5 protein-coding genes and 1 tRNA gene are annotated in these 12261 nt (G+C 61.4%); 1 reads left to right on the forward strand and 5 read right to left on the reverse strand.

Annotation, left to right across the window (positions count from 1 at the left end):
• Positions 1 to 42: 42 nt before the first annotated feature.
• From ACEN9A_RS12750 to ACEN9A_RS12765, 4 genes are all read right to left on the reverse strand, one after another.
• Positions 43 to 4236 carry a DUF5801 repeats-in-toxin domain-containing protein gene (locus ACEN9A_RS12750; protein ID WP_495688590.1) on the reverse strand — a complete coding sequence of 1398 codons (4194 nt, stop codon included), beginning with the start codon at positions 4234 to 4236 and terminating at the stop codon, positions 43 to 45.
• Positions 4237 to 4574: 338 nt separating this feature from the next.
• The gene (locus ACEN9A_RS12755) at positions 4575 to 6551 is read right to left on the reverse strand and encodes a metallophosphoesterase (RefSeq protein WP_258673857.1); all 1977 of its coding nucleotides are present in this window, start codon (positions 6549 to 6551) and stop codon (positions 4575 to 4577) included.
• Between the two features lie 154 nt (positions 6552 to 6705).
• Positions 6706 to 8445: a dipeptidase gene (locus ACEN9A_RS12760; protein ID WP_258673858.1), complete on the reverse strand. Its 1740-nt coding sequence runs from the start codon at positions 8443 to 8445 to the stop codon at positions 6706 to 6708.
• Positions 8446 to 8599: 154 nt separating this feature from the next.
• Entirely contained in the window at positions 8600 to 9712 is a 1113-nt protein-coding gene (locus tag ACEN9A_RS12765; RefSeq protein WP_258673859.1) for a CapA family protein, read from the reverse strand.
• A 224-nt stretch (positions 9713 to 9936) separates the two neighbouring features.
• On the opposite strand from ACEN9A_RS12765, the gene ACEN9A_RS12770 reads away from it, so the two are divergent.
• Positions 9937 to 10011: transfer RNA gene (locus ACEN9A_RS12770), tRNA-Gln, on the forward strand.
• Positions 10012 to 10182: 171 nt separating this feature from the next.
• Here ACEN9A_RS12770 and ACEN9A_RS12775 read toward each other — a convergent pair.
• The gene (locus tag ACEN9A_RS12775; protein ID WP_413386209.1) at positions 10183 to 12180 is read right to left on the reverse strand and encodes a peptidase U32 family protein; all 1998 of its coding nucleotides are present in this window, start codon (positions 12178 to 12180) and stop codon (positions 10183 to 10185) included.
• Between the last annotated feature and the right edge of the window lie 81 nt (positions 12181 to 12261).

The raw sequence follows: 12261 nt of genomic DNA on the forward strand, positions 1-12261 counted from the left end.
GGTGGTTTTCACCACCCTCGCATCCTTCACACACGCGCTGCCTCAGGCGCTGCCATGGACAATGTCGGTACTCAGCAGATCAACCCCGACCAGGGTGATGGTGGTGATTTGTCCGCCCGTTTCGGTAACCGTCACGATGCTGTTTGCGCCGCTGTTGTCGATCTGGGCAACGGAGCTCTGGTCGCCGTTGAGCACCAGCGTGTCGCGCAGCCCTGCGCTCGCATCGAAGCCGGTGATCTGGTACTTGTTTTGGGCGAATGACAAATCGACGTTGAAGGCATCCCGCTCACCGGCCGTGCCCACCAGCGTGAAGTCGAAGGTGGTGCCCAGGTCGTTGGCGAACAGGTTGGCGTCAAACGCACTTGTCGCCGAGTCCCCATCCTTGTCCGTCAGCGTCGCGTTGAATGCCAGCTTGATATCGCTGGCCAGGCTTTCGGTCGGTTTAATGAACTCGATCACCGGGATCTTGACATCGCCTCGGCCCATCGTGAGCTGAACCGCGTCGATCAACTTCGTGCCCTGCTGCTGAACGAGGAAGGACACTTGTCCGCCGGCTTCCGGTGTTACGGTGTTCACCTCGGTGAGGGCCGAGAACGTGCCATCCTCGTAGTAGGCCCTGTAGTACAGGTCCTCGGTCGCCGTGTTGTAACCCCCCACGGAGTTATCGATGAAGATCTTCATGCCCGCCAGCAAGCTTTCCGGATTGATCACGAAACTTTCATCGGCATTGCTGATGGCCACCAGGTTATCTCCCTGGAGAATGTTATTGCCGACGCCGATGCCGGACGTGCTGACGTTCATGGCCGCCGAGTCGATGTACGACGGCAGGGGAGTGGTCTGTAGCTGGGCTTCGGTGGGGTCGGGTTTCCCAACCCCGATGCCGGTCAGGATGTCCCCGGTCGACGCCGTTGCTTTTGCGGAAAAGAACACAATCTCCTCGGATGGCGAAGGAATGGTCGGCGGATTCTGCGGTGGGATCAGCAAGGTGCGCACCGGATCCGGGCCGCCGGCACTGAGTGAGCCGTCGGCACTGCTCAGCACGATCTGCGAACTGAAGCCTTGCACCAGGTCCAGTGTATAGGTGCCATTGCTATAGGCGGTCAGCGTGTAGTCGACGGAGGTATTCGCGGTGGCGGCATTGTTGTCGAAATCACCGGTCAACGTGCCGGCGAAATGGTAGGCGCCATTGACGTCCGGTGAAGGCGACTGCTCGGTGAGCGTACCGGTCCCGGTGGTGGTCGTGTTGTCTGGCCGGACGAGGGTGAATTGGTTATTCACCAACGAAATATCCAGCCCGGTTGCCCCCAGTCCGTCGGCTCCGTTCGAATGATCCCAGTACCCTTGTTGTGGAAGGATGCTACCGGTCCCGATCAGGTTGCCGAAGGCAAGTGTAGGGCCATCGTCCTTGAACACCAGGTTCTGCCCGATGTTCAGGGTGGCCTGGGCGCTGTCGCCGTCCCCATCGGTCTTGGTCGCTATCAGCGTCACCAGGTTGTCCGCCGACAGCGTCGTCGAATCATCGGGATTGCTGGCGTTGGGATGCACCACCGCGCGGAGCTGGTCGAGGGTGACGTCGCCGTTGGCGGCGACGCTGGCCGTGAACACCAGCAAGTTGCTGGTGGCCGTGCGGCCTTCGACCACGCCGCCGTTGAGCGACAGGTTCACCGCCTGGCCGCTGGCCGTGTCGGTCAGCCCGGAGGCCCCCACCACCACGCCCAGTGCATAGGTCAGCGTGCCGGCGCCATCGGCGCCAAACGCGGAGGTGAAGTTAGCCGCGAAGCTCTTGGTATCGTTGGTCGCCAGCACCGTCTCGTCGACCGTCAGTGTCGGCTCCGTACCGGTGGTGCTGATGTTCGGTCCGTCGTCCTTGAATACCAGGTTCTGGCCGATGTTGAGGGTCGCCTGGGTGCTGTCGCCGTCCTTGTCGGTGATGGTCGCGGTCAGCGTCACCAGATTGTCCGCAGTCAGGGTCTTCGAATCATCGGGATTGGCCGTGTTGGGATGCACCACGGCGCGGATCTGGTCGAGGGTGACCTCACCATTGGCGGCGACGCTAGCGGTGAACACCAGCAGGTTGGTGGTGGCCGTTCGGCCTTCGACCACGCCACCGTTGAGCGACAGGTTGACTGCCTCACCGGTGGCCGTATCGGTCAGCCCGGAGGCACCCACCACCACGCCCAGCGCGTAGGTCAGCGTGCCGGCGCCATCGGCGCCAAACGCCGAACTGAAGTTGGCGGCAAAGCTCTTGGTATCGTTGGTCGCCAACACCGTTTCGTCCACCGTCAGCGTCGGTTCCGTGCCGGTGGTGCTGATGCTGGGGGCGTCATCCTTGAACACCAGGTTCTGTCCGATGTTGAGCGTTGCTTGGGCGCTGTCGCCGTCCCCATCGGTCTTGGTCGCCGTCAGCGTCACCAGGCTGTCCGAGGTCAGGGTCTTCGAATCATCCGGATTGGTCGCATCGGGATGCACCACGGCGCGGATCTGGTCGAGGGTGACGTCGCCATTAGCGGCGACGCTGACGGTGAACACCAGCAGGTTGGTGGTGGCTGTGCGGCCTTCGACCACTGCGCCGTTGAGTGACAGGTTGACTGCCTCACCGGTGGCGGTGTCCGTTAACCCTGAGCCTCCCGCGACCACGCCCAGCGTATAGGTCAGGGTGCCGGCGCCATCAGCGCCAAACGCCGAAGTGAAGTTAGCTGCAAAGCTCTTGGTATCGTTGGTCGCCAGTACCGTTTCGTCCACCGTCAGCGTCGGTTCCGTGCCGGTGGTGCTGATGCTTGGCCCGTCGTCCTCGAAAATCATCTTGGAGCCGATTTCGGCGGTTGACGTGCTGGACTGCAGTACCTTGAAGCCGCCGATGTCGAAGTCAGCGTGCGTCTTGTCGCCGTTCTTGTCGGTCAGCAACCCGGCGTTCTCGATCATCACGCGGTTGTGGTCGGTCGCCGTGCTGTAGGTGATCTGCGAGTCGGTCGGAACGCCGGTGATCAGCACCGTGCCGTCGGCGTTGTAGGTGATGACGACGCCGCTGACGGGGGCACCCGCGAACGTCTTGACGGTGACGCTGCCGTTGGTGATCGCGACCTTTTCGGTGCTGTCGTTGGCGTAGCTGTTGACGAAGTTGACACCGCTCTGCGACCCGCTGACGTTGTCGGCGTTCTTGACGGCGGTGAGCAAGAGCTTCGCGGTCGTGCCGCCCGTCTCCTGCACGACCTTGAAGGTCGCGGAGCGGGCACCGAAGTACTGGGTGAAGTCGATGTTCGCTTCGACACCCGCTTCGCCCGGGCTCAGGTTGGGGATTGTGAAGTCCGCCTTGGCACCGCTGACAAAGCTGAAGCGCAGGCCTTCCTGTTCGGTGATCGCCTGGTTATTGGTGCCCAGGGTCGTGTTGCCGCCGCCCTGGCTGCTGTTGACCGTGTCGGCGCTGGTGATGGCAGCACTGCTTGCCGACTGATCCAGCGGATCCCTGCCGGTGACGACGATCGAGACGCCGGGAATCCGGCCGTTCGCATCGGCCGTCGCGCCCACGGTCGTGAACATCAGGAACAACTGCTGGCCCGACGGTGCTTTGTCCAGACTGAATTCCGCGTCCTGACTGGCTCCGATGAACACCTTATTCAGCAGATTGAGCGAATCATCGGCGTTCGTCATATCCGGATGCTTGAGCGGTTGGTATTCCACAGTCCAGATCTTGCCGCCCGAGACCGGCGATCCGGTTTCTTCGATATAGGCCGCGAACACGATCGCGCCGCTTGCGCTTCCGGCTCGGCCCACAACGATATTGTTGTTATTGGTATCGGTGTAGAGAAGGATGCTGGTGCCATCGAGGGTATCCAGTCCGCTGTCCAGGCCATTGAGCGGTGCACCGGCGCTGTCGACGAAGCTGACATCGGTAATACTCGCTCCGGGGTCAACAGTGAGGGTGAACGCATTGCTGCCGGTATTGCCTGCGGCACCGGTATAGCCACTCAAGGCTGCACCCGTTGCGGTACCTGCCCCCAGTGCGGTCAAACGGGTAGAGAAAGTCGAGGGCAGGGACGCCACCAGAATATCGTTGTCGTCAGCGTCTCCCGCGGGGCTTGGCGTGGCGGTGGCGTTCTGCAATCCGGCCGTTTCGTCCAGCGAAACGTTCGCGCCGGTGGCTACAACGCTTAGAGCATTGACCACTGAGTCGAGGGTCGGAATGTATAGGGGGGTCGGATCGCCCGTTAGCGATGAATTTTGCTCGCCGATAGCCATGACTTTCTCCAGAGCAATTGCGGTCATCGAGGCCTGACCGTTGACCTTTCGTCGACTATGGATAAACGCCGGGGATTGCGCATCGGCCGAAACTCCCATGTGGGATGGGAGTTTCAGACTACTTGGGAGGGGAAAGAGGAGGCGGGCGCGAAGGAATAGCGTCGCATATTACGTTTGTGAATGAGCACAAGACGGCGGCGTTCTAAGGCCGCCCAGGCGTTAACCGCGTGCGCGTCGAGCTGAGTTTGAGTCAGCTCGGGCGGCCGGGATCGCACAATGACACTGGTATGCCGCCAGCGTCATTCAAATCTAACCCTTGCTCATAGAGGCATGCGAACTCATGAGGTGCTTCCTCCGCGCCGAATCACGATGGGCTGCTCGATCAGCCGCAGTTCGAGCTCACCTGAGGCGGGTACAAAGCGCGGGCCAGTGCTTTCAGGCGTTGCCCGCAACCTCCAGGTGCGCTGCACCTTCGCCAGTTTGGCGACTCCCGACGCCACAGACCAGCGCCGGCAGACCTTCTCCAGCTTGAGCGGGTAAATGGTGAGTTGGTCGCCGTTGAAGTGCATGCGCAGGAAGCATTTATGGTCGGCGATGCGTTGCGAGGAAAAAACCACCTCGCTATGCAGCCCCCATAAAGTGTTGGCCATCACCATCCAGGCACCGAATAGCAGGCCTCCCAAACTACCACCGAGCACCAGTGTCCCCACCAGGAACAACAAGACCTGGAGCAGGTTTTCTACCTCGAACTGCAAGTAGTGGATGTTGATACGGCCCATGAGCCACAGCAGCCCGATCGCCAGTCCCAGGTGAAGCAACCCGTGAACGGCTCCGACGCCATAGGCAAGTTTTCGGGTGCGCTTGACCCCGGCGGCTGAGAGCACTGCGCAGCCCAGAACAATGGTCACGGCGAGCATCACCGACGATGGGCTGTGTGCCAGGACCAGGATCAGCTGTCGCCAAACCTCACGCAGGTTGGGAATAGAGGCTTCGAGGCCAGACAACACCTCGATCAGGCTGCGGTTATCGCGCGCCGGGTGGGGTACCTTGCTGGCGCTTTCTACCATCCAGTCGAACAGCAGGTACAAGATAGCCAACATGCCGCAGAACGAGAGGTTGTGGGTGGGTAGCCGCCATGCCCGATTACGCAGCTGTTCGGAGGTCTTTTTGTCCGGGTAGGTTGCCGCCAGCTCGTAGTGCTGCCGGGTTCCGCCGACGCTGATCGGCTCGGGCGGATCTGGAAGCTGATGCGTGCCATGCAGGAAGGCGCCACCGCCTCCACAGGTGATGCGTTGCGGCGCCAAGGTGCCGGCTTTTGGCTGGTAGCGCGCGTAGTGGTGCGAGTCCCCGGCCAGGACCACCGCCAACTGGTCACCCAAGAGCTCCTCGATCTCGCGCAGACTGCTGAAGCGCAGGGTCTGGGTCTCGATCGAGGGCAAGGTCTTGCTCCCCACGCGTGCGAGTCGCTCGGCTTCGTCCACCCAGCTTGGCTCGGGGGTACAGAGGATCACGCGGTCGCCTGGTTGCAGTTTGGCGCGCATCTCTTCGAAGTACTGCTTCTGCTGTCGGTCGATCATCGACTCCAATTGCAGGTCCAGACCCCAGATCCACCAGCCATTGGGCAGCTGCAGTACGTAGTAACTGGTGCGCTGACGGGTTTCCCAGCCGCCAATGGGCTTGCGCTCACAAAACAGTTGGGAGAACCCGCGCAGGCCGTCATACCAATCGTGGTTGCCGGGCGTCGCCACTATCCACGGTGCACCTGGCTGCGGCACGGGCTGGTCCTGCTCATTCGGGCGTACCTTGGGGACCGGCGCGGGGAAGGCGGCGCGGAAGGGATCAAGGAAACGGGTGCGATAGCCGGATTGGGCCGGTGTGGGGTAGACCTGATCGCCGCCGAGCAGCAACACGTCGCCGCGCGGCAGCGTGAGCTTCGGCAACTTGGCATCCTGACTGACACACAGCGCCATGGAATAGGTGGAGTCCCAGCCATCGCCGGTATCCGCCAGATAGTCGATCCACACGTCACCGTCGGCAGCCACCTGGATGGGCGGGTTGGAGTCCCGGGGGTTGAGCATGGCCAGCACATCGCGTGGGTCCGCGAAGGCACCCATGGTGGTGGCGGCGGCCGATTGCATGCCCGTGCGCATGAGCTGAAACGGGCCTAGCCAGTTGACCATCGGCTCTTGGGTGTAAAGCTCGATGCGGCTATTGGTCGTGGGAGATTGGGTGGCGTGGGTCATGGCGAGGAGCGCAGAGTGCCCCTCTCCAAAGTCGCCATCTCCAGCGCGGAACTCAATCGATTGCTCCTTCATCGCCTAGCCTCCATTGCTGTAAGAGTCCGGTATGCCGGAAGGGTTTGACACCTTGTCGGTTGATAAAGAATAGGTCAGTTATGCGATAGCCGCCGGTTCATGGCAAGACGATCAAAACGATGGACCCGCCGCAATGGCGGGTCCGGAAGGGGGATCAGAGTGTCGGTAACTGCCCGATGCGACCCATCATCTCGGTCACGATCTGCAGGTCCAGCAGGAACTGGTCGACGGTCTTGAACTCGTTGTCGTTGTGGCCGGTGTACTTGAGCTCGGACCTGGCCAAACCGAACTGCACGCCGTTGGGCAGCTCATGGACCGAAGTGGCGCCGGCTGAGGTACCGAACTTGTGTTCCATGCCAAGGTTTTCGCTGGCCACGGCCAACAGCGCCTTGACCCATTCACCTTCGGGGTTGCGGTACATCGGCTCGGCGATCTTGTAGTCGAAAGCCACTGCAATGTGAGTCTTCTTGCTCCAGGCACCCAGCTTTTCGGCGATTTCAGCCTTGAGCGCTTCCGGGGACTTGCCCTTCGGCACGCGCAGGTTGACCGCTAGCTTGAAGGCTTTTTCATCCATCCCGACATAGGTCAGGGAGGTGGTCAGCGGCCCCATGAAGGCATCGGAAAAACCGACCCCCAACTTGCCGCCCAGGTAGTCCAGTCCCCAGTTGTCGACGGCATAACGGGCGGCGTCGGTAATGTGGTTGTGCTTGAGTGCGACCTTGCCGTCGAGGCTATTGATGAAGCCCAGCATCCGTGCCACCGGGTTGATGCCTGACTCGGGCTCGGAGGAGTGGGCAGAAACGCCGGTGACCGTGAGCTTGACGTCCTTGCCGACGACCTTGGCAGTCACCTCGAAGTTGCCGCCATTGCGCTTGGCATAATCGCTACCTGCCTTCTGCAGGCTGGCGGCCAGTTCGGCGGGCTTGTCAGTCACAAGGGTGGCGACCGACGTCGACGGAATCTGGTTGGTTGCCAGGCCACCCGTCATTGAGGTGATTTCGGCGCCCTTGCCCTGAGCGTTACGCCGGGCAAAGTTCGCCATGACGGTGCCGTAGCCTTTCTCGGCAATCACCACCGGGTAGCCGCCATCCAGCGCCAGGTTGTAGTTGGGTGTCGGGTTGTGTTCGAAGTAGTAGGGGATGGCGTCGCCGGTGGTTTCCTCGGTGGTGTCTACCAGCAGCTTGAAATGGCGAGCCAGCGGCAGCTTCTCTTCCTTGATGATCTTCATGGCGTAGAGCGCAACCACGATGCCGTTCTTGTCATCCTCGGTGCCTCGGCCATACATACGGTCGCCGACCAGGGTGACCTTGAACGGATCGAGGCGGGTGCCGTCTTTCAGGACCCAGTTCTCCGGCGTCACGGGCACCACATCGGCATGTGCGTGAATGCCCACGATTTCGTCGCCAGCCCCTTCGAGGGAGATTTCATAGACGCGGTTGTCGATATTGCGAAAGTTCAGGTCGAAGGCCTGGGCAAGGCCCTTGAGCTTGTCGCCGATCTTGATGAATTCAGGGTTGTCGTGTTGGGCCACGCCGTCCACGCGGAAGGTCGGGATGGCCACCAGTTCGCGCAGGGTCTCGGTGGCAGCGTTGCCGTACTTCACCCGCGCATAGAGGCCAAGCAGGCGATGAATCTCGTTCTGCTGTTCAGCGGAAAGGGGCTTGTTGCCCTGGAAAGCACTGATTGCCGGGCCGAGGTCGGCGGTTTTGGCAAGCTCGCTCTTGGCCAGGCGTTCCAGGAACTGCCTGAAATCCGTTACCGATGCATCGCTGAAGGTCTTGAGGATGGTCGCGCTCTGTTGCGGGGTAATGTTGGCGTGCGCTGAGGTGGTGAACGACGAAAGGCTGGCCAGCATCAGGGTTGTCGCGGCCAGGTGCTTGAGTGAGAAATCCATTGCTGGGGGCATTCCTTTGCAGGTGGTTGGTAGGAAATATCTGATTGATTAGTCAGAAACTTTTCCAAACTACCACCAAGAGGGAGTAGTACGGGAGTACCTGAAGTGCGATCTGTCGCACAGAAATGCAAAAGCGACGCAGAAATGAAAAAGCCTACCAATGCAACTCGAAGGCATTTTGCGCGTCCGTCTGGAGGCCGCTGCCCAAGCGTTTGCACTCGCGAGAAAGGGTGTCTTGCAGCCATTGACGGTCATCCCCTTCGGCGTGACAGAGGCGAAAGCGCTGCAGGCGAGTGGGTATCAGCTCCAGCGTCTGCAGGTGCCCGTCCGGGGCCAGCGAGGCAAAGTACAAAAGCCCCAGGTCGCCGCGATAGGTGGTGTGGTCGCCGATGCCTTCGTAATCGTTCAGCAGATCCCCGCAGCCATAGAGAATCAGGCGTTCGTGGTACACCTCGATGCCCTTGATGTGGTGCGAGGAGTGGCCGTGCACCACGTCAACTCCAGCCTCGTCGATCAAGGCATGGGCGAACCGGACCTGTTCCTGCGGGATCTCGAACCCCCAGTTGCCGCCCCAGTGAATGGAGGCCAGCACCCGATCCCCCGGATTTTTGTACTTGAGAATCCGTTCGGCCACAGGGCGCAGGCTTTGCATCGACAGATCTTCCAGCCGCGCGACGCCCGCGCGGCTATCCGTGGCGGCCCACTGCGGTGGAATGCCGCTGTCGGGAGCGCCGAGTCCAAACACCAGCAAGCGCCGCCCGTCAGGCTGCGCCAGCACGGCGGGCGCTTCGGCGGATTGCCGGTTGTGCCCGGCGCCGGCACTGCATATGCCGTTGCTCGCCAGGGTGGCCAACGTATCGACCAGGCCAGGTGCGCCCCAGTCCAGCACATGGTTGTTGGACAGCACGCAGCAGTCGATACCGGCGGCACTGATGGCCTGGAAGTTCTCCGGGCTCATGCGGTAATTGATGCCCTTTGGCTCCGGTCGTCCGCGTCGGGACACCGCTGTTTCCAGATTGATGATGCGTACGTGTGGATGGCGAAGTTCGAACTCATCCAGCGCAACGCCCCAGACATAGGTGAAATCGACCGGGTGGGGGATCGGACCATTGTGTCTTTCTGCCAACAGGACGTAATCGCCGGCTTTCTTGACGTAGTCTTCGTAAAGCCGCGGATCGCCAGGATGCGGCAGCACTGCGTCGATGCCTCGGGCGGTCATGACATCGCCGGTGAGAAACAGCTTCAGCGTATCGGTAACAGCTGCCATGGCACCCTCCGGATATCCCGAATAGCCTGGATCAACAGTAAATGTCTGTTTTAAAACAAATTAGTTTGTTTTTGGGCTTCCCAGACGCAACGAAAGTTGATAAATTTCCGCGCGTTCTTGCAGAGGCCCTTACAGGGCTTGCAGCGTAGGGACGCAGCAGCTCGATATTGCTCGCAAGCTGCACAATCAGAAAGACAGTGCCAGGCACTCGTCGCAACAGCTACAGGGGCGTCGCCAAGCGGTAAGGCAGCAGGTTTTGATCCTGCCATGCGTTGGTTCGAATCCAGCCGCCCCTGCCATTTTCCTTACACTCATTCAGTTATGACTCAGTCGGCAGTATTGCGCGAGTCCTGGATGGTCGTGTTTACGAGAAACGCCAGCGCCTATCCGGCCTGGCGTTTTTTTGTGTCGGTTGAATATCCCTCCAAGCGCAGCGAGCGCGACGCCGTAGCGGCGCGCTCGCCCGTCACTCAGTGGGGCGCGCGAGGGATGGTCTTGAGCAGGTCCTCAGGGCTGATGTGGCCGACAACCGGCTGCACGCTGCCCGGTTGCGGCAGGCCAAGGATGTGCCCCTTCATCTTGCCGATCACGTGCATCTCGCAGGGCTTGCAGTCGAACTTCAACGTCAGTACCTCGTCACCGTGCACCAGCTGCATCGGCGCGACCTTGGTGCGCACGCCGGTGACGCCTTTGGCCTGCTTGGGGCAGAGGTTGAAGGAGAAACGCAGGCAGTGCTTGGTGATCATCACCGGCACCTCGCCGGTTTCCTCGTGAGCCTCATAGGCCGCGTCGATCAGCTTGACGCCGTGACGGTGATAGAAGTCGCGGGCTTTCTGGTTGTAGACGTTGGCCAGGAACGACAGGTGGGACTCCGGGTACACCGGTGGCGGATTGGTCTCGGCCTTGCGACCACCCCGTGGGTGGGCTTCGATGCGGGCCGCGGTCAGCGCTTCGATGACTTCGCGGCGCAAAGCCTTGAGCTGCGAGTTCGGGATGAAATACGCCTGCGGTGCATCCAGCTTGATATCCGTGGCGTGGTACTGCGTGGTGCCCAGTTGGCCGAGCAAGTCGTGCAGTTGCTCCAGGGCCTGTTCCGGCTTGTTTGCCACGCCAAATGGACCGTCGAGGGCGACATTGGCGCTGATACCTTCCTCGCTGGTGGCGGTCAGTTCGAGGCGATCCTCGCGCAGGCGAGCGACCCAGGCCAGGCCCACCCGGCGCTCGGCGGAGGTCTTGAGCAGGGCTTGCTGCCAGTTGTGGTCGAGGTTGCGGCTCAGCGGGTGATTCGGCCGCAACTGGTGCAGCCCCTTCGGCATTTCGTTGGGCTCGACACGGTAGCGGTAGCGCTTTTCACCGTCTTCTTCGAACTCGCCTTTCGGTTCGGCGATGTTGGTACGCCAGCCCACCACCTCGCGCTTGACCAGCACATTGAGGCCGTCGCCGTTGGACAGCGGTTCGTGGGTGACCACCAGCAGGTCGCGCTTGCCGACTTTCTCCACCACGCCCACCAGCAGGCCGGTGAAGGTCGGCGAGTCGAAGGCGCCGATGTCGATCTTGCGCTCGCTGACGAAGTAGTCGGTGCTGCCACGATGGAAAGTCTTGTCCGGATCGGGCAGGAAGAAGTGCGCGGTGCGGCCGCTGGAAGCGCGAGCCAGGTCCGGACGGTCTTCGAGGACGTCGTCCAGGCGCTGGCGATAGTAGGCGGTGATGTTCTTCACATAGCCCATGTCCTTGTAGCGCCCCTCGATCTTGAACGAGCGTACGCCGGCTTCCACCAGCGCGCGGATGTTGGCGCTCTGGTTGTTGTCCTTCATCGACAGCAGGTGTTTTTCGTAAGCGATCACACCGCCTTTTTCATCCTTGAGGGTGTAGGGCAGGCGGCAGGCCTGGGAGCAGTCGCCACGGTTGGCGCTACGGCCGGTCTGCGCATGGGAGATGTTGCACTGGCCGGAGAACGCCACGCACAGCGCGCCATGGATGAAAAATTCGATGGCCGCGTCGGTCTCGTCGGCAATCGCGCGGATCTCCTGGAGGTTCAGCTCGCGGGCCAGTACCAGCTGCGAGAAACCGGCCTGATCGAGGAACTTCGCCCGCGCCAGGGTGCGGATGTCGGTCTGGGTGCTGGCGTGCAGCTCGATCGGCGGAATGTCCAGCTCCATCACGCCCAGGTCCTGGACGATCAGCGCATCGACGCCGGCGTCATACAACTGGTGGATCAGCTTGCGCGCCGGCTCCAGCTCGTTGTCGTGCAGGATTGTGTTGATGGTGGTGAACACCCGCGCGTGATAGCGACGGGCGAACTCTACCAATTGGGCGATATCGCTCACCTCGTTACAGGCGTTGTGGCGGGCGCCGAAGCTCGGGCCGCCGATGTACACCGCGTCGGCGCCATGCAGGATGGCCTCGCGGGCGATGGCCACGTCACGGGCGGGGCTGAGCAATTCCAGGTGATGCTTGGGTAGGGACATGTTTTTTTAGTCTGGCTTGTCACGGTCAAGGTGCGCATTGTAGCGGCGAAACGCTTGACCGGCACCCGTATGCTGCCCGAT

This window comes from Pseudomonas sp. Pseusp18 (genome assembly GCF_059506005.1).